Source organism: Streptomyces sp. NPDC003042, from assembly GCF_053591315.1.
Genome location: NZ_JBSFTP010000014.1, coordinates 65365 through 82605 on the forward strand (window position 1 = coordinate 65365; position 17241 = coordinate 82605).

Here is a 17241-nt window from a genome sequence, read left to right on the forward strand (position 1 = left end):
CGGGCCCGGGGCTGCTGCTGCGCGGCGCTCCCCTGACCCCGCCCGGTCCGGCCCGGGCGGCGGCCGGGGGCGGACGGTCGGGGGTGCCGCTGCGCGGGGTGTGTCTCCCGCCGCCCGGGGCGGGTCGGTGCGGGCGTCGTGCCCTGGGGCCGCCTGACAGCCCCGCCCGAGGCTGTCTCCGGAGTTCCGCCCGGGGACGGAACGTGCGGCCTCGACCGCGGCCGGGCCAGGGGCGGCGGGGTCGGGGATGCCGCTGCACCGGGCCTGTCCCCTGGCTGCCCCCGGGACTGGGGCGTTGCTGCCGCCAGGCCGAACCACGGCGGGCCCTGGGCTGCGACTGCCGGGGGCTGGGGGCCGCTGCGCGCGGCTGTCCCGTACCCGGCCTTCCACCATCCCCCGGACTCCGTCCGGGGGGACCCCCAGCCGGGCTCCGCCCGGACCCAGGCCGACCGCCGGCTCCGCCGGACGGGCCGGTGCGGGGGGGTGGCGCGGGGCTGTCCCGTACCCGGCCCGCCACCGTCCCCCCACACTCCGTCCGGGGGGACCGCCAGCCGGGCTCCGCCCGGACCCGGCCGGGCAGGTGCGGGTCTCGGCTGCGGGCGGAGGCGGAGGCGTCGCGCCCCCCACGGGCGGCGGAGGGCGGCGGCGCGGCAGGGGTTATTTCTCCGTGACGCCCGCCGAGTCGAACGTGGCGACCTCGTGCATCGCGCGGGCCGCGCTCTGGACCAGGGGGAGGGCCAGAAGGGCGCCCGTACCCTCGCCGAGGCGCAGGTCCAGGTCGACCAGGGGACGCAGGCCGAGCTTGTTCAGGGCGGCCACGTGGCCCGGTTCCGCGCTGCGGTGGCCCGCGATGCAGGCCGACAGGGACTCGGGGGCGATGGCCCGGGCCACCAGGGCGGCGGCGCCGGCGCTCACGCCGTCCAGGATGACCGGCGTACGCAGGGATGCTCCGCCCAGGAGGAGGCCGACGATCGCCGCGTGCTCCAGGCCGCCGATCGCGGCCAGGACGCCGATCGGGTCCGCCGGGTCCGGCTGGTGGAGTTCGAGGGCGCGGCGTACGACCTCGACCTTGCGGGCGTGGGTCTCGTCGTTGATCCCGGTGCCGCGACCGGTGACTTCCGCCGGGTCGACCCCGGTGAAGACGGAGATCAGCGCCGCGGACACCGTGGTGTTCGCGATGCCCATCTCGCCGGTGAGCAGCGCCTTGTTGCCCGCCGCGACCAGGTCGCGGGCGGTCTCGATGCCGACCTCGATGGCCGCGACGGCCTCTTCGCGGGTCATCGCCGGGCCGACCGACAGGTCCGCGGTGCCCGGGCGGATCTTGCGCGGGAGCAGGCCCGGGGTGGAGGGCAGGTCCCCGGCCACGCCGACGTCGATGACGCAGACCTCGGCTCCGACCTGGTTGGCGAAGGCGTTGCAGACCGCCCCGCCGCCCAGGAAGTTGGCCACCATCTGGGTCGTGACCTCCTGCGGCCACGGCGTGACGCCCTGGGCGTGCACCCCGTGGTCACCGGCGAAGATCGCGACGGCCGCGGGCTCCGGGATCGGCGGCGGGCAGACCCGGGACAGGCCGGACAGCTGCGCGGAGATGATCTCCAGCATGCCGAGCGCGCCGGACGGCTTGGTCATGCGCCGCTGGCGCTCCCACGCCTCGCCGAGCGCCTTCGCGTCGAGCGGGCGGATGCTGGCGACGGTCTCCGAGAGCAGGTCGTGCGGCTCCTCGCCGGGCAGCGCGCGACGCCCGTACGTCTCCTCGTGCACGACCCAGGCCAGTGGACGCCGCTGGGACCAGCCGGCCTGCGCGAGTTCGGGCTCGTCCGGGAACTCGTCGACGTACCCGACGCACAGGTACGCGACGACCTCCAGGTGCTCCGGCAGGCCGAGCTCGCGGACCATCTCGCGCTCGTCGAAGAAGCTGACCCAGCCGACACCGAGGCCTTCGGCGCGGGCGGCGAGCCAGAGGTTCTCGACCGCGAGGGCGGAGGAGTACGGGGCCATCTGCGGCTGGGTGTGCCGGCCGAGGGTGTGGCGGCCGCCGCGGGTGGGGTCGGCGGTGACGACGATGTTCACCGGGGTGTCGAGGATGGCCTCGATCTTGATTTCCTTGAACTGCTTCGCCCGGCCCTTGGGCAGCGACTTGGCGTAGGCCTCGCGCTGGCGCGCGGCGAGTTCGTGCATCGTCCGGCGGGTCTCGGCGGAGCGGATGACGACGAAGTCCCAGGGCTGCGAGTGGCCCACGCTGGGGGCGGTGTGGGCTGCCTCCAGGACGCGGAGCAGCACCTCGTGCGGGATGGGGTCGGTGCGGAAGCCCTTGCGGATGTCGCGGCGCTCGCGCATGACGCGCAGCACGGCCTCGCGCTCGGCGTCGGCGTAGGCGGGGGCCGCCGGCTCGCCTGCGGCGGGGACGGGCTGCTCGGCGGCCACGGGCTCGGCGATGACCGGTTCGGCGGGGACCGGCTCGGCGGCTACGGGCTCGGCGGGCGGCTCGACCGGCTCGGGCCGGTGTTCGGCCGGGACCGGCTCGGGCTCCTCGACGGCCTGGGGCTCAGGAGCGGCCTCCCCGGCGGGTTCCGGCTCCGGCTCCGGCTCGGGCTCCGGCGCTTCGGCGGGGGCCTGGACCACTACCGTTTCCGCCGGGACGGGCTCGACCGTCGCCGCCACGGGTGCGGTCTCAACCGCCGGTGCCTGCGGCTCGGGCTCGGGAGCGGGCTCGACGGGGGGCTCGGGGGCCACCGGCTCCGTCGGGACCTGGGCTGCGGTCTCGGGCTCAGGGGTCTCGGGGGCCGCCTGAACCTCGACGGGCTGCGGGATCTCGACGGGCTGCGGGATCTCGACAGCCTCCACGACGGGGGCCGCCACGGGCTCGGGCTGCGGCTCGGGCGAGGGCTCCGGCTCGACGACGGCTTCGACGACGGGCTCGGCTTCAGCTGCGGCTTCGGGCACGGCCGCCACCAGCTCCGCCGTCCACGGGGTCCCGGCCTGCGGCGGGATCTCGGCGAGCTGCTGCTGCGGCGGCGCGGGCGGGGCCACGGGGGCCTCGGCGCGCGGGATGTCCAGGTACTCGGGGCCGGTGGTCGGCGGACCGGCCTGACGCATCGGCATCGGCATCGGCATCGCCGGCAGGCTCGGCGCGGCCACGGCGGCCGGTCCGCGGTCCGCGAGGGACCGTACGACTCCCCCGGTGGCATCGGGCACGGGCGGGCCCATGTGCAGCGGTCGGCGGGCGGGGGTCACGGGCGCCGCGAGCGGCTCCGGCGCGGCTGCGGCGGGGGCCTGCGGCGGGACGATGAGGCCGCCGAGGTCGAGCGCGCCGGAGTCACGGCCGCCCGTCTCGTGCGCGTCAGCGCCGTACGTGTCGGGATACGAGGCGTCGGGGTACGAGGCGTCCGGGTACGAGGCGTCCGGGTACGACGGCGCCTCGGGGAAGCCGGTATAGCCGACCGCCGGGGGCTGCGAGTACTCCGGGTAAGCGGACTCGGCGGGGTATTCGGCCGGGTACTCGCCGGGGAAGGCGGGTACCGGCGGGACCACCTGCGGGTCGCTCCACGAGCCCTGGCCGCTCGGCATCAGGAGCAGTTCCTCGTCCTCCGCCTCGGCCGGGTCGTCCACGAGGTCCTGGAAGGCGTAGCCCGCCGGAGCGTGTGGCGTCAGGGGCGGCAGCGGGGGAAGGGACGGGACCGGAGCGGGGATGCCCTGCTGATCCACCATGCCCCCGTTGTCCGGGTGGCCCTCGCCCGGAACCTGGCCGGTGTCAGTCATGCGTACCCCTCGCCCATCGGTGTTGCCTCTTCGCACAACAACTCCTGAGCATTGTCGCGCTCGTCAGCCACCATGACGTCCATAAACCGGCACGGTCCGTTGTGGACTGCGCCACGTCGAGGATCAGTCAGGGCAGTACGACGATCGGCCAGCCTACCCCGGCCCGCGCTCGGACACCTTCTGACGGTTCGCGGGGCGTTCGGCTGCCAGCAGGAACACGACGGAACGGTCCTGTTCGGCCCAGGTCCGGGTGTCGAGGCCGACGGACTGGAGCAGCGCGCACTCGACGGCGTACCCGTGTTCGGTGAGTACACGGCCGATGGCCTCGGCTTCGTCGCGCGTGGAGGCGTGGCTGACGATCCGTTCGGGACGGCGGTCGGCGACGGCCGCGACGACCTCGGCGCCCCCGCCGCCGACGCGGACGACATCGGGCTCGGGCAGGCTTTCCAGTACGTGCGGCGCGCGGCCGGGGACGACCTGGAGCTGCACACCGCGCAGACGGGCGGCGGCGGTTACGCGTTCGCAGGCGCGGGGGTCGGCGTCGACGGCGATGACGGCGGCGCCGAGCGCGGCGGCGTCCACGGCGAGGGCTCCGGAACCGGCGCCGATGTCCCAGAGGAGGTCGCCGGTGCGCGGGCCGAGCCGGGCGAGCTGGACCGCGCGCAGTTGCGCCGACTCCCCTTCCCCCGCGTCCTTTCCCGCGTCGGCCCGCGGCCGTGCCCAGCCGCGCCCGCCGGCGAGGCCCTGGTTCTGGTTCTGCCCCTGGCCGAGCAGCCAACCCGCTTCGTCGGTGGCGGAGAGCTGTCCCCCGCCGCCGATGACGATGACGACGTTGGGGTCGCGCCAGCTGTGGTCGGCGGCCTTGTCGGAGGTGAGGACGGTGACGCGTTCCTTGGCGGTGCCCAGTTCCTCGCAGATGACGAAGGTCCGGTGGACTCCGTCGAGCAGCAGGGCGAGTTCGGCGGGGCCGGCGCCCGGTGAGGTGAGGACGGCGACCTTGCTGTGGGCCCGGCAGACGTTGACGGCGCGGCGCAGGGTACGGGGGTGGGCGACGACCACGTGGGCGTCGTCCCAGGGCATCCCGGCGCGGGCGAAGGCGGCGGCGACGGCGGAAACGGCCGGGACGACCTCGACCTCCAACCCGTGCTCCGGGGCGCGCAGCGTGCGTACGACGCCGAAGAAGCCGGGGTCGCCGTCGGCGAGGACGACGGCGGTGCCGCGGTGGCCGGCGATCCGGCGGGCGGCGAGGCCGAGGCTGCCGAGGCGTACGCGTTCGGCGCCGGGCGGGACTTCGGGGAGCGCGAGGTGGTGGGCGGCGCCGGCCACCAGGGTGGCGGCGGAGAGCGCGGACCGGGCGGCCGCGGTCAGGGGCGAGCCGTCCCAGCCGATCACCGTGACCCGGTCGGCCATCGTCTCAGTCTCCTGGGGTGGGGGCAGGCGAAAAGTCGTCAGGGGGTCGGGCACGGTGAGACTACCTGGTCATCGGGTCAGTTCCAGTCGGCGCCGACGGCGTAGCCGTTGGCGTCGGCCCGCTGCCGGAAGGCGTACCGGTCGTCGTAGCCGGGGTAGCCGTGGGCGCCCTCGTAGCCGGGGTACTCGTCCTCGGCGTCGTCGAGGTCCTCGGGAACCAGGCTCCAGACGATGAGGTCGGTGCGGGTGTCGGCCCAGCTGCCGTCGGCCGCCTGGGTACGCACTATCCAGGCGTTGCGCAGGACGCCCTCGCTGATGCAGCCGATCTTCTGGGCGACCTGCTGGGAGGCGGTGTTGTCGGCCGCGGTGCGCACTTCGAGGCGCTCGAAGCCCTGGTCGCGGAAGAGCCATTGGGCGACGGCGAGTACGGACTCGCTCGCGTAGCCCTCGCCCCGGGCCCAGGGGGCGGTGACGTAGCCCGCCTCGGTGGTGCGGGTGCGCCAGTTGGTGTTGTGGAGGTGGACGATGCCGACGAGGCGCTGGGTGAGGAATTCGGTGACGGCGAAGACGATGCCGCGGCCCTCGGTGCGCTGCGCGTGGGACTGCCGGGTGGCCCAGTCGTGGGCGTCGGCGCGGGTATAGGGGTGGGGTACGGAGGTCCAGGCGGTGATGTGCTCGTCGTTCATCATCTCGGCGAGCGCGGTGACGTCCTCTTCCTCGAAGGAGCGCAGCACCAGCCGGTCAGTGCTGATGGTGACGTCCGGGAAGGTGGTAGTCATGCGCAGCTCCATGCCTGAGACCGTGGTGCGACCGTGGTGCGGGACCGTTCGTGCGGGTCGTAGGCCACAGCATGCAGCATCGGCCCGGGGATGTGCAGGGTCGGGTTGCCCGGAAGCGGGCAGCGCTCGGCCCCGCGCCCCCTGGTGGGTGCGCGGGGCCGGAGATCAGGCCTCGACCAGGCAGTTTTTGGTCAGATGCCCGTCAGACGGTGCCCGTCAGAAGACCCGTCGGCAGCAGTCCGTCAGGAGGCGGCCGGGGCGCCGAAGGCCGGGGTGACCGAGCCCTGGTACTTGTCGGCGATGAACTTCTTGACCTCGTCGGAGTTCAGGAGCTTGGCGAGCTTCTGGACGCGCGGGTCGTTCTGGTTGCCGTCCTTGACCGCCAGGAAGTTGGCGTACGGGTTGCCCTCGGCCTTCTCCAGGATCAGGGCGTCCTTGGCGGGCGCGAGGTCGGCCTCGATGGCGTAGTTGCCGTTGATGACGGCGGCGTCCACGTCGTTCAGTGCGCGCGGGACCGTGGCGGCCTCCAGCTCCTTGAACTCCAGGCCCTTCTTGTCGGTGATGTCGGACAGCTTCGCGCTGGTGCCGACACCCTCCTTGAGGGTGATCAGGTTGTTCGCGGCGAGCAGCTGGAGCGCGCGGCCCTCGTTGGTGGTGTCGTTGGGGACGGCGATGGTCTGGCCGGCCTTGATGTCGGTGAGGGCCTTGACCTTCTTGGAGTAGAGGCCGAGGGGCTCCAGGTGCACGTTCACGACGGGCACGACGTGCGTGCCGTTCTTCTTGTTGAAGTCGTCGAGGTACGGCTTGTGCTGGAAGTAGTTGCCGTCGACCTGGCCCTGCTCGGTGGCGGTGTTGGGCAGGACGTAGTCCGTGAACTCCTTCACCTCCAGCTTGAGGCCTTCCTTGGCCGCCAGCTGGTCCTTGACGAAGTTCAGGATGTCGGCGTGCGGGCTCGGGGAGGCCGCGATGACGAGCGGCTTGCTCTCGTCGGCCTTGCCGCCGTCGGCCTTGGCGGAGGACGGGTCCGAGGAGCTGCCGCAGGCGGTGAGGCCGAGGGCGAGCGCGGCGGAGGCGGCGGCGAAAGCGGTGAGCTTGATGTTCTTACGCACGAAGAGTGCCTTTCTTGCTGCACAAGTACGGAGACTTGCTGGTGGGGTCGGCCCAAGCACGACAAGTGCGGGCTCTTTGAGGGGAAAGTCTGTTCAGGCGGTCCGGCCGCGCCGGGCGAGGACGCGGACCACGCCGTCGCCGATCAGCTGGATCACCGTGACGAGGGCGATCAGGACCACGACGGTGGCGACCATGAAGCCGGTCTCGAAGCGCTGGAAGCCGTACGTGATGGCCTTGGAGCCGAGTCCTTCGCCGCCGACCGCGCCGGCCATGGCGGAGTAGCCGACCAGGGTGATCACGGTGGTGGTGACCGCCGCGACCAGGGAGGGCAGGGCCTGCGGGAGCAGCACCTTGCCGACGAGGGTCGGGATGCCGCCGCCCATGGACTCGACGGCCTCGACCAGGCCGTGGTCCACCTCGCGGACGGCCGTCTCGACGAGCCGGGCGAAGAAGGGGATGGCGCCGATGGCGAGCGGGACGATCATGGCGGTGGGGCCGATGAAGGTGCCGACGACGGCCGTGGTGACCGGGATCAGGAAGATCAGCAGGATGATGAACGGCAGCGAGCGGCCGATGTTCACGATCACGCCGAGCACCTTGTTGAGCGGCTGGTTGCTCAGGAGGCCGCCCTTGTCGGTGAGGACCAGCAGGATGCCGATGGGCAGTCCGCCGAGAACGGTCACCAGGGTGGACCACAGCACCATGTAGAGGGTGTCGTAGGTGCCCTGGGTGAGCAGGGGCTGCATCTCGGACCAGGTCACTTGGCACCATCCTTGACCAGCTCGGCCAGTTCGTCGTCGATGTCGTCGACCACGTCGACCTGGAGGCCCTGCTCGCGCAGGAAGCCGACCGGGACCACGTTGTCCTCGTAGCGGCCGGGCAGCTCGATGCGCATGCGGCCGATCTGGCGGCCGGCGACGGTGTCCATCGCGGCGCCGAGGATCGAGATGTCGATGTTGTAGGTCCGCGACAGCTGGGAGATGACCGGCTGGGTGGCGGCTTCGCCGTGGAAGGTGACGTCGACGACGGTGTGGTCGGGGCCGGTGGCGGCGCCGCTGACCGGGAAGAGTTCGGCGGCGAGCTCGGATCCGGGGGTGGCGAGCAGTTCGGCGACGGTGCCGGACTCGATGATCCGGCCCCGCTTCATCAGGGCGGCGGAGTCGCAGACGGCCTTGACGACGTCCATCTCGTGCGTGATGAGCAGGACGGTCAGGCCGAGCTGCTGGTTGAGGTCGCGCAGCAGTTGGAGGATCGAGCGGGTGGTCTCGGGGTCCAGGGCGCTGGTGGCCTCGTCGGAGAGCAGCACCTTGGGGTCGCCGGCCAGGGCGCGGGCGATGCCGACGCGCTGCTTCTGGCCGCCGGAGAGCTGGGTGGGGTAGGCCTTGGCCTTGTCGGCGAGGCCGACCAGGTCGAGGAGTTCGGCGGCCTTGCGGGAGCGCTCGCGGCCACAAACGCCGAGGATCTCCAGGGGCAGCTCGACGTTGCCCTGGACGGTGCGCGAGGACAGCAGGTTGAAGTGCTGGAAGACCATGCCGATGCGGCTGCGCGCCTCGCGGAGTTCCTTGCCGGCTCGCCGGCCGCGGCCGGCGAGCGCGGTGAGGTCGACGCCGTCGACGGTCACGGTGCCGGTGGTGGGGCGCTCCAGCAGGTTCACGCAGCGGATCAGGGAGGATTTGCCGGCGCCGCTCTGGCCGATGACTCCGTAGACCTCGCCCTCGCGGACGTGCAGGTCGACGCCGTCCAGGGCGGTGACCTCACGGCCACGGGACTGGTAGACCTTCGTGAGGCCCGATGTGGTGATCACAGGATTTCCGTCGCTGTCGAGTGCACGGCGCAGCGGGGTGCCGTGGCACGGGGCAAACATCTGGGACGCGATACGGGTCGAACCGTCACCCATGGATTACGTCGACGCGTGCGCGGGGCATGAGCGGTCCGTACTGCCGGTCAACGGGTGACGGAGCGGCTCGGCCGGTCTCGCTTCGGGGCGCGAGACTGCGGGAAAGGGGCCCTCAGAAGGCGCGCATTCGACACATACAACGAGCACCGGGCGTCATCGTCGCCTCGGTCGCAAGGGTGCGGCTGCTCGTCGTGGTCATGGGCCAAGTAAAGCAGACCAGATGACTCACCGATCAATGCTGTCCGCATAGCGGACGGAATCCGGCCGCATTCCGGACGAGACCGGTCAGTGCGAGCCGTCGGTCCCCACCGTCACTCCGGCGTCCGCGACCAGCGCCGACACGGCCGGGAAGCCCTCCGTACGGCCACGCCCGCGTCGGGCTTCGCGGCGGCGTGCGCTGTGGCCAAGGCCACGGTCCGCCTCCTCCTGGGGCTGTCCGGGCGGCCCGGGGCGAGGGGTGAGCGCATCGGGCCTTTCAGCCCGTAATACCCTCGCTGCATGTTCGACGCCCTGACGGTCGCCATCGGTGTGGCCGCTCTCGCCCTCGCCGCCTGGTGCGGCCACGCCGCATGGCGCGACCAGCCGACCAAGGACTGGCACTTCATCGGCATGGCCGTGGTGACCGTCCTGGTCCTGGCCCAGCTGGTGGTCGGCCTGGTCCGGCTGTCCGGCGGCGAGAAGCCCGACGAGGGCACGGTGATCTTCGTGGCCTACCTGCTGGGCGCCTTCGCGGCGGTTCCGGCCGCCGGGATGCTCTCGCTGACCGAGCGGACCAAGTGGGGTTCGGTGACGGTGGCCGCCGGCGCGGTCGTCCTCGCCGTGCTCGAAGTACGGCTCTACGACATCTGGGGAACCGCCGGTGCCTGACACCAAGACCAGCACTCCCGCCGGGCGCAAGCGACTGGTCTCCGGGCCGGGGCTGCTGCTGGTGTGGCTGTACGGGGTGATGGTGGTCGGCGCGGTCTCGCGGTCGGCCTACGAGATGTCCACCAAGTTCGGCCAGGCGCCGCTGGCGTACTCGCTGTCCGGGGCGGCGGCCCTGGCCTACGCCTTCATCACGTACTCGCTGGTGCGCGGCGGGGAGAAGGCCCGCAAGGCGGCGCTGGCGTGCTGCGCCGCCGAGCTGGCCGGCGTCCTGGCCGTGGGCACCTGGACGCTGGCGAGCCCCGAGGCCTTCCCCGACACCACGGTGTGGTCGCAGTTCGGGATGGGCTACCTGTTCATCCCGGTGATCCTGCCGGTCACCGGGATGCTCTGGCTGCGCGCGCGCCGCTAAGGGCTGTCCCTGGCCGTGCCCCGGCCAGGGTCAGGCGCTGACCGCGAAGTCGGTGGCGTCCTCGGCTTCCTTCTCCAGGATCACCAGGTGCACGCCGTCCGAGGCGGTGCGGTTGCCGACCGCCAGGTAGCCGGCCTTGCGGTAGAGCCTCAGGTTCGACTCGCTCTTGTGGCCCGTGTGCAGGCGGAAGCGGGTCGTGCCGCCGCGGCCCGCGAGGGCCTCCTCGACTCCGCGCAGCAGACGGCCGCCGAGCCCGTGGCCTTGCAGGCGCGGGTGGACGCACAGCTTGGTGATGCTCGCCGTGCCGTCCTCGCCGACGCTGCCGCGCACCGCGCCGACCACCTCGTCGCCGAGCCGGGCCACCAGGACGCAGTCCGTGGCGAGTTCCGCCTTCAGGGAGTCGAGGGACTGGGTGAGCGGCTGGATGAGGTAGTTGCCGTACAACTCGGCCTCACGCTGGAACGCCAGATACTGCAGCTTGAAAATCTGCTCGGCGTCTTCGGCGGTCGCCGCCGAAATGTTCACGCTCATGCCCATGTGTGCATGCCTCCCGCTCACCTGGTGGCCTTCTGGTCTACCGCTCCTTTCCCCGAAGGCCAGGAGCCGCAACCTCTGCAGCGAGCATTCTGCGCAGACATCCCAGGCAACGGGAACGGACGGGCCCCAAACTTCCTTGTGAGATACCCAACTCTCCTGCGATTTCACGGTAGGTGAGGTCTCTGGGCGAAAGAAGTGCGCCCATCAGCTCCGGACAGCGCCCCGGCAACCGGGCGACGGCCGATCGGAGAGCGCGGTTCTCCTCGCCGTGCAGGAGGGCATCCTCCGGTTCGCCGTCCGCGACGCGGGTGCGGTGACGGTCGGCCGACTGGTGGCGGTGGTCGTCCACGGAGTGATGACGGTAGTCATACGGGATCTCCCGCCGCGCCCGCCGCCGGGCGACGCGGACCTCCGCCCGCACCGCCCGGCGCAGCCACCGGGCCCGGCCGGTGGCGTCGGGGTCGTCGCGCGGGCCGTGCTCCAGCAGCCTTACCCAGACCGCTTGTTCCAGGTCGGCGGCTTCCATGCCGGCGCCCGGGGCTTCCGCTGCCGCCTCGGCGGAGAGCAGTGGGCCCAGTTCGTCCAGCCAGTCCAGTTCTTCTCGCACGTCCATGCCGGGCGGGACGCGCGGGCCGGGCCGGGCGGTTTCCCCGCCGGGCCCGGCCCACCCGTACGGGGACGCGGGGCTACCGGTTGACGCCGCGGCCCGGGCGGAACGCCTCCGCCGCGAGCAGCCCGGTGTCCGGGTTGTCGGTGAAGATGCCGTCGATGCCCAGTTCGAAGTACGTGCGGAAGGCTCCGAGGGAGTCACCGTAGGCGGCCGGATCGGTGCCCTTGCGGTACTCGGCCGGCAGGAAGCTGTTCTCGTTGCGCGCGGTGTAGGGGTGCAGCACCAGGCCGCGGGCGTGCGCGTCCTTCACGAGGGTGGTGGGGGCGCCGAGCCGGCCGTCCGCGCCGCGCGGCACGACCAGGTCCAGGGTGGGGCCGATGCCCTGGGCGAAACCGGCGATCCAGCTGAGCCCCTCGGGCTTGACGAGGTCGGCGACCGTGCGGGGGTCCTTGGCCACCTCGAAGTCCCAGGGCCGGGTGTCCGCGGCGGAGAGCAGCACCACGCGCGGCGCGGAGACGAGCCGGGAGAGCCGCCGCACGCTGGACGGCTCGAAGGACTGGAGGAAGAGGGCGGCATTGCGGCCGTCGCGGCCGTAGCGGCGCAGCAGCTTGGCGAGGGGCTCCTCCAGGGCGAGTCCGAGGCCGCGGAAGTAGCTGGGGTGCTTGGTCTCGACGTGCAGCCAGACCCGCTTGCCGCGCCGCTTGCCTTCACGGTCGGCCCAGCGCAGCACCTCCTCGAAGGTGGGTACCGCCCACTGGCCGTCGTAGAGGGTGTTGCGCTGGCGGACGGCGGGGATACGTTCCTTCGCGCGCAGGGTCTTCAGCTCGGCGAGCGTGAAGTCCTCGGTGAACCAGCCGGTGACCGAGACCCCGTCGATGGACTTGGTGGTCCGCCGGGCCGCGAATCCGGGGTGGTCGGCGACGTCGGTGGTGCCGCCGATCTCGTTCTCGTGCCGGCAGACCAGGTGGCCGTCCTTGGTGGGGACGAGGTCCTGTTCGACGATGTCGGCGCCGAGGTCGAGGGCGAGCTGGTAGGCGCCGAGCGTGTGCTCGGGCCGGTAGCCGCTGGCACCCCGGTGGCCGATGACGGTCGGGACGGGGAGTTCCCGGTAGCCGCCGTGGTCCCGGCCGTGGCCGCCGCCGGTCGCGGACGCGGTGCCCGCCGCGAAGGCGGTCATTCCGGTCCCGGCCGCCAGGACCGCCGCTCCCAGGACCGTGCGCCGCGCTGCCCCACCCTGCGTCATGAGTGCCACTCCTCGTTCTGACCGGGCCCGCGGTCCGGGATCTCGGATGTCCCGGCGTCCTGCGGCCCGAATCGGCGTGCCGATGGTAGACAAGGGGGGATGGCCGGGAGGCGTTGATCGCGGGAACATGGCGGAAACGTGCGTCAACACTGCGTAACCACCTCGTGAACCCGATGTGCGATCACCGGAGACCCGCGAGTATCGTCCTCACCTGCACTACCGCCGCGTGGTGCGAGAACCGCTTGTCGATGCCGGAGGGCTCACGTTGTTCCGTACCGCGCTCATCAAAGCCACTGTCGGACCGGTCATGCGCATGATGTTCCGCACCCGCGTGGAGGGCATCGAGAACATTCCGGGCACCGGTCCCGTCATCCTTGCGGGCAATCACCTCACCTTCATCGACTCCATGATCCTGCCGCTGGTCTGCGACCGCACGGTCCACTTCATCGGCAAGGACGAGTACGTGACGGGCAAGGGCCTCAAGGGTCGGCTGATGGCGTGGTTCTTCACCGGATCCGGCATGATCCCCGTCGACCGTGACGGCGCCAACGGCGGGGTCGCGGCCCTGATGACCGGTCGCAGGATCCTCGAAGAGGGCAAGATCTTCGGCATCTACCCCGAGGGCACCCGCTCCCCCGACGGCCGCCTCTACCGCGGCCGCACCGGCATCGCCCGCCTCACCCTGATGACCGGCGCCCCCGTCGTGCCGTTCGCGATGATCGGCACCGACAAGCTCCAGCCCGGCGGCGCCGGGATGCCCCGCCCGGGCCGGGTCACCGTCCGCTTCGGCGAGCCGATGGAGTTCTCCCGTTACGAGGGCATGGACCGCGACCGCTACGTGCTGCGCGCCGTCACCGACTCGGTGATGGCCGAGGTCATGCGGCTGTCGGGCCAGGAGTACGTGGACATGTACGCGACGAAGGCCAAGGAAGCGGCCTGATCCCTCGGTCCGACCGCCTGGTCACTGACGCTGGAGTGACCGGCTGACGCCCGCCGCCGTCGTGGTGGCGAGGATCCAGCCGGTCACGATCAGCAGGTACGACAGCCACTGGTGCCAGCCGCTCGGCGCGTACGCCTGCTCCTGGCCGAAACCGATGATCGGCAACATCAGGTCGAGCGTGTAGAACACGGGGTTGAAGTCGGGCGCCTCCCCCGTCTTCAGCGCCGGCGGCGGATCGATCCCGAAGGCGATGGCCCCGGTCAGCAGCAGCGCCAGCAGCCAGCCCGCCGCGCGCAGCGGCCGGAATCCGTACCCGACGGTGACGTCCTGGAGCAGCCCCCACGCCCGGGCGTGCCGGGGCAGGGTGTGCCGGTGCCGGCGCAGCTTGGCCAGCTGTACGGTCCGGGCCGCCGCCTCGTCGCCCGCCGTACGGTAGGCCGCGGCGAGCTGTTCGTAGGCGAACGGGAGGTAGCCGGACTGTTCCCGCTCCAGGGCGGGCAACCGCTGTTCGGCGGGGAGGTGCGGGGCGAGGGTGCGGTAGGTCAGGCCGTCGATGCGCAGCTGGTCCGGCCAGGTCTCGGGGGGCATGTGCAGCCGGTCGAACTGGGAGCGCCGCAGGTTCAGCCCGCCCTGGATGGTCTCGCAGGACCGCAGCCACACCTCGCCGATCACGCAGCTGGAGGCCCGCAGGGCGACGCCGCCGGGATTGATGAACCGCGCATAGGCGAGGTTGAGCTGGCCCGGGATGCGGGAGCCGGTGAGGTTGACCCGGCCGTGGGCCTCCATCCGCATGGCCCGCAGGTCGGTACCGACCGTCAGCGTCTCGGCGTGGAGGGCGGTGTCGCCGGGGGCCAGGAGGCGGGCGTCGTCGAGGTTGACCTGGCCGCCGACGGTGGCGCCGTTGATGCGGGTCTGGCCGTACACGGTGAGGCCCGTGGCGATGACGTCGGTGCCGATGTCGGCGTGGTTGAACTGGAGGGGCGGCTCCTCGCCCTCCTCGGCGGCGTCGGGGTTGCCGATGACGGCCTCTGTGAGGAAGAGGCCGCCGGCTATCCGGGCGCCGGCGAGGCGCACCGGCCCGGTGATCCGGCAACAGGACAGCCTGAGCACGATGTCGACGCTGACGGTGGGGCCGGTCAGGCCGGGCAGCGCCGAGTCGCTCAGGATGAGGGCTCGCAACTGGGCCCCGTAGACGAGGGGTTTGCGCTCGAACCAGCATCCGCGCAGCCGGATCGCGTGCTCGACGACGGCGTACTTGAGGTTGAGCTTGCCGGTGATCCGGGCGCCCCGGACGTTCAGTCCGGCGACCTGGCCCGTGGCGCTCCTGCCGTTCAGCAGCAGGGCGGTGAGCACCTCCGCGCGTACGGTGCGCTCGGGTCCCCAGCCGTGCCCGTCGGAGGCGTCCTCGGCGGCGTCCGGGCTGAAGTCGACGCGCTCACCGCTCGGGAAGGCGTCCCATACGCGACGTTCGGCCGGGGTCAGATCGTTGATCTCCATCGCGGGGATGGTGTCCCGCCGCCCGACGGGCTGTCAACTGTGGCCGGAACACCACCCTTTGGAGGGGTCAGTGCTCGACGCCTCCCTGGAGTTCCTGCCCCTTGAGCAGGAACCACGCGGCCACGGCGGTGGCCAGCAGGACGACCGCGCCGACGCCGGAGGCCAGCCGCAGGCCCTCCGTGAAGGCCTCCTGGGCAGCGCCCACCATGGACTGGGCGGTCTGCGGGTCCAGCGCGCGGGAGGCTTCGACCGCGCCGCCGAGCGACTCGTGGGCCGCGTCGGCCACCGGGGCGGGGACGCCGGCGGGGGCGGTGAAGCCCCGGTAGACGCCGGTCACGATCGAGCCGAGGAGGGCGATGCCGAGAGCGGCGCCGAGTTCGTACGCCGTCTCGGAGACGGCCGAGGCGGAACCGGCCTGCTCCTTGGGCACGCTGGAGAGGATCACGTCGGCGGTGACGGTGAAGGAGAAGCCGGCGCCGAGACCGACGAGGAGCAGGGCCGCGCCGAGCAGCGGGTAGCCGGTCTCCTTGTGGATCACGGTGAGCGCGGCGAGGGCGAGGCCCATCGCGCCGAGGCCGCCGGCCACGATGACGCGTACCGAGTACCTGCGGGCGTACCTCCCGGCGACCAGACCGGTGGCCACCGCGCCGACGGCGGCGGGCAGTTCGGCCAGGCCCGCCTCCAGCGGGTCGCGGCCCTGCACGAGCTGGAGGAACTGGGAGAGGAAGAAGACCAGTCCGGAGAGGCCGAAGACGGTCAGCAGGTCGGCGAGGACCGCGCCGGAGAAGCCGCGGTGCTTGAAGAGCCGCATGTCGAGCAGCGGGGCGGGCAGCGTGAACTGGCGGCGGACGAAGGCGTACAGGCAGGCGGAGCCGATGACGGCGGCGGCCCAGACGGACCAGCTCATGCCGTGGGTGGCGGCGTCCTTGACGGCGTAGACGACGCCGATGACGCCGATGAGGGAGAGGGCGACGCTGAACAGGTCCCAGGGGCCGGAGACCGGGTTCTTGGACTCGGGCAGCAGCTTGATGCCGACGAGGACCAGGACGGCCATCACGGGGAGGTTGATGAGGAAGACCGAGCCCCAGTAGAAGTGCTGGAGCAGGGCTCCGCCGACCACCGGCCCGACGGCAGCGCCGGCGGAGGCGCTGGCGCCCCAGATGCCGATGGCGAAGCTGCGTTCCCTGGCGTCGTGGAAGATGTTGCGGATCAGCGCGAGGGTGGACGGCATCAGGGTCGCGCCGGCCACGCCGAGCAGCGCCCGGGCCACGATCATCATCTCGGGGCTGGTCGCGTAGGCGTTGAGGACGGAGACGGCGCCGAAGGCGGTGGCGCCGACGAGCAGCAGCTTCTTGCGGCCGATGCGGTCACCCAGGGAGCCCATGGAGACGAGCAGTCCGGCGATGACGAAGGAGTAGATGTCGCCGATCCACAGCAGTTGGGTGCCGGACGGCTTGAGGTCCTCGCTGAGGGACGGGGTCGCGAGACCGAGGACGGTCGCGTCCACCGCGACCAGCAGGACGGCCAGGACGAGCACGGAGAGCGCGAGCCAGCGTCCGGGGCTCTTCCCCTCCGTCCCCTCCCGCCGTTCGAGCTGTTCGGTTCGGCTCATCACTTCACACTCCGCCGTGCGCCCCCGAGCAGCAGCTCGGTGACCATGTACTGGAAGTCCTTGGCGGCGACCCGGCCGTCCATGACGGCCCAGGCGCAGGTGCCGATGAGGCCGTAGAGGGCCTCGGTGAGCCAGGCGGGGCTCAGGTCGATCCGGATGTCGCCCTCCTGCTGGCCGCGCCGGAAGAGGGCGCTGACGCGGGCGTCGAGGCGGGCCCAGCCCTCGTTGACCTGGTCGCCCTCGAAGAGCTGGTTCTCGGTGACGAGGAAGGCCAGCAGCTGACCGTTCGGCTCCGCTTCCGCGACGAGCCGTTTGAGCGCGTCCACCGCCGTGCCCTCGTCGAGGCGGGCGTTGTCGAAGGCCACCTCGAACTCCCGGATGCCGAGCTCTTCGAGGGCCCGTACGAGGGCGTCGCGCCCGGCGAAGTGCCGGTGGAGGGTCGCGCGGCCGATGCCGGCGGCGCGGGCGACCTCGTCCATGGTGGCGGTCGATTTGCGGGAGAGCAGCGCGGCGGCGGCGCGGAGCACCTGGTCACGATCCATAGCCATGAGACAAGCATACCCCGAATGAG

At 72.2% G+C, this 17241-nt stretch carries 15 protein-coding genes; 3 read left to right on the forward strand and 12 right to left on the reverse strand.

From position 1 onward, the window contains the following. Nucleotides 1–657 precede the first annotated feature (657 nt). The 6 genes from cobT to ACWDYJ_RS10945 form a co-directional block, all read right to left on the reverse strand. Entirely contained in the window at nucleotides 658–3759 is a 3102-nt protein-coding gene (gene cobT / locus ACWDYJ_RS10920; RefSeq protein ID WP_451565187.1) for a nicotinate-nucleotide--dimethylbenzimidazole phosphoribosyltransferase, read from the reverse strand. A gap of 153 nt (nucleotides 3760–3912) precedes the next feature. After that, nucleotides 3913–5169, reverse strand: a complete 1257-nt coding sequence (gene cbiE / locus ACWDYJ_RS10925) for a precorrin-6y C5,15-methyltransferase (decarboxylating) subunit CbiE (RefSeq protein WP_451565188.1) — start codon at nucleotides 5167–5169, stop codon at nucleotides 3913–3915. Nucleotides 5170–5246: 77 nt separating this feature from the next. Beyond that, on the reverse strand, nucleotides 5247–5948 hold the full coding sequence (locus tag ACWDYJ_RS10930; protein WP_451565189.1) for a GNAT family N-acetyltransferase: 702 nt from the start codon (nucleotides 5946–5948) through the stop codon (nucleotides 5247–5249). A 242-nt stretch (nucleotides 5949–6190) separates the two neighbouring features. Continuing rightward, nucleotides 6191–7057, reverse strand: a complete 867-nt coding sequence (locus ACWDYJ_RS10935; RefSeq protein WP_451565190.1) for a MetQ/NlpA family ABC transporter substrate-binding protein — start codon at nucleotides 7055–7057, stop codon at nucleotides 6191–6193. Nucleotides 7058–7150: 93 nt separating this feature from the next. Further along, a complete protein-coding gene (locus ACWDYJ_RS10940; protein WP_451565191.1) occupies nucleotides 7151–7819 on the reverse strand; it encodes a methionine ABC transporter permease in 669 nt (222 codons plus the stop codon). Then, the gene (locus tag ACWDYJ_RS10945; RefSeq protein ID WP_451565192.1) at nucleotides 7816–8862 is read right to left on the reverse strand and encodes a methionine ABC transporter ATP-binding protein; all 1047 of its coding nucleotides are present in this window, start codon (nucleotides 8860–8862) and stop codon (nucleotides 7816–7818) included. The genes ACWDYJ_RS10940 and ACWDYJ_RS10945 overlap by 4 nt, the downstream gene beginning before the upstream one ends. 591 nt (nucleotides 8863–9453) lie before the next feature. On the opposite strand from ACWDYJ_RS10945, the gene ACWDYJ_RS10950 reads away from it, so the two are divergent. Further along, the gene (locus ACWDYJ_RS10950; RefSeq protein WP_451565193.1) at nucleotides 9454–9822 is read left to right on the forward strand and encodes a hypothetical protein; all 369 of its coding nucleotides are present in this window, start codon (nucleotides 9454–9456) and stop codon (nucleotides 9820–9822) included. Beyond that, nucleotides 9815–10231 carry a hypothetical protein gene (locus tag ACWDYJ_RS10955; RefSeq protein WP_451565194.1) on the forward strand — a complete coding sequence of 139 codons (417 nt, stop codon included), beginning with the start codon at nucleotides 9815–9817 and terminating at the stop codon, nucleotides 10229–10231. Before ACWDYJ_RS10950 ends, ACWDYJ_RS10955 begins: the two co-directional genes overlap by 8 nt. Nucleotides 10232–10261: 30 nt before the next feature. Here ACWDYJ_RS10955 and ACWDYJ_RS10960 read toward each other — a convergent pair whose 3' ends face one another. From ACWDYJ_RS10960 to ACWDYJ_RS10970, 3 genes are all read right to left on the reverse strand, one after another. Further along, entirely contained in the window at nucleotides 10262–10768 is a 507-nt protein-coding gene (locus ACWDYJ_RS10960; protein WP_451565195.1) for a GNAT family N-acetyltransferase, read from the reverse strand. A 37-nt stretch (nucleotides 10769–10805) separates the two neighbouring features. After that, the gene (locus ACWDYJ_RS10965; protein ID WP_451565196.1) at nucleotides 10806–11381 is read right to left on the reverse strand and encodes a sigma-70 family RNA polymerase sigma factor; all 576 of its coding nucleotides are present in this window, start codon (nucleotides 11379–11381) and stop codon (nucleotides 10806–10808) included. 73 nt (nucleotides 11382–11454) lie between these two features. Then, a complete protein-coding gene (locus ACWDYJ_RS10970; RefSeq protein ID WP_451565197.1) occupies nucleotides 11455–12621 on the reverse strand; it encodes a glycerophosphodiester phosphodiesterase in 1167 nt (388 codons plus the stop codon). Nucleotides 12622–12928: 307 nt separating this feature from the next. Here ACWDYJ_RS10970 and ACWDYJ_RS10975 point away from each other — a divergent pair, with 307 nt between their 5' ends. Beyond that, a complete protein-coding gene (locus ACWDYJ_RS10975; protein ID WP_451565198.1) occupies nucleotides 12929–13561 on the forward strand; it encodes a lysophospholipid acyltransferase family protein in 633 nt (210 codons plus the stop codon). Nucleotides 13562–13582: 21 nt separating this feature from the next. Here ACWDYJ_RS10975 and ACWDYJ_RS10980 read toward each other — a convergent pair whose 3' ends face one another. From ACWDYJ_RS10980 to ACWDYJ_RS10990, 3 genes are all read right to left on the reverse strand, one after another. Next, complete coding sequence (locus tag ACWDYJ_RS10980) at nucleotides 13583–15058, reverse strand: membrane-associated oxidoreductase (RefSeq protein WP_451565199.1); 1476 nt, start codon at nucleotides 15056–15058, stop codon at nucleotides 13583–13585. Nucleotides 15059–15125: 67 nt separating this feature from the next. Next, on the reverse strand, nucleotides 15126–16670 hold the full coding sequence (locus ACWDYJ_RS10985) for an MFS transporter (RefSeq protein WP_451565200.1): 1545 nt from the start codon (nucleotides 16668–16670) through the stop codon (nucleotides 15126–15128). Next, the gene (locus ACWDYJ_RS10990; RefSeq protein ID WP_451565201.1) at nucleotides 16670–17218 is read right to left on the reverse strand and encodes a TetR/AcrR family transcriptional regulator; all 549 of its coding nucleotides are present in this window, start codon (nucleotides 17216–17218) and stop codon (nucleotides 16670–16672) included. The genes ACWDYJ_RS10985 and ACWDYJ_RS10990 overlap by 1 nt, the downstream gene beginning before the upstream one ends. Nucleotides 17219–17241 lie beyond the last annotated feature (23 nt).

Bases quoted from the DNA above. Each gene is read 5' to 3' on its own strand.
- ACWDYJ_RS10985 (WP_451565200.1), bottom strand. From the start codon at position 16,670: ATGAGCCGAACCGAACAGCTCGAACGGCGGGAGGGGACGGAGGGGAAG.
- cbiE (WP_451565188.1), bottom strand. From the start codon at position 5,169: ATGGCCGACCGGGTCACGGTGATCGGCTGGGACGGCTCGCCCCTGACC.
- ACWDYJ_RS10960 (WP_451565195.1), bottom strand. From the start codon at position 10,768: ATGGGCATGAGCGTGAACATTTCGGCGGCGACCGCCGAAGACGCCGAG.
- ACWDYJ_RS10990 (WP_451565201.1), bottom strand. From the start codon at position 17,218: ATGGCTATGGATCGTGACCAGGTGCTCCGCGCCGCCGCCGCGCTGCTC.
- ACWDYJ_RS10950 (WP_451565193.1), top strand. From the start codon at position 9,454: ATGTTCGACGCCCTGACGGTCGCCATCGGTGTGGCCGCTCTCGCCCTC.
- ACWDYJ_RS10970 (WP_451565197.1), bottom strand. From the start codon at position 12,621: ATGACGCAGGGTGGGGCAGCGCGGCGCACGGTCCTGGGAGCGGCGGTC.
- ACWDYJ_RS10930 (WP_451565189.1), bottom strand. From the start codon at position 5,948: ATGACTACCACCTTCCCGGACGTCACCATCAGCACTGACCGGCTGGTG.
- ACWDYJ_RS10965 (WP_451565196.1), bottom strand. From the start codon at position 11,381: ATGGACGTGCGAGAAGAACTGGACTGGCTGGACGAACTGGGCCCACTG.
- ACWDYJ_RS10975 (WP_451565198.1), top strand. From the start codon at position 12,929: ATGCGCATGATGTTCCGCACCCGCGTGGAGGGCATCGAGAACATTCCG.
- cobT (WP_451565187.1), bottom strand. From the start codon at position 3,759: ATGACTGACACCGGCCAGGTTCCGGGCGAGGGCCACCCGGACAACGGG.
- ACWDYJ_RS10980 (WP_451565199.1), bottom strand. From the start codon at position 15,058: ATGGAGATCAACGATCTGACCCCGGCCGAACGTCGCGTATGGGACGCC.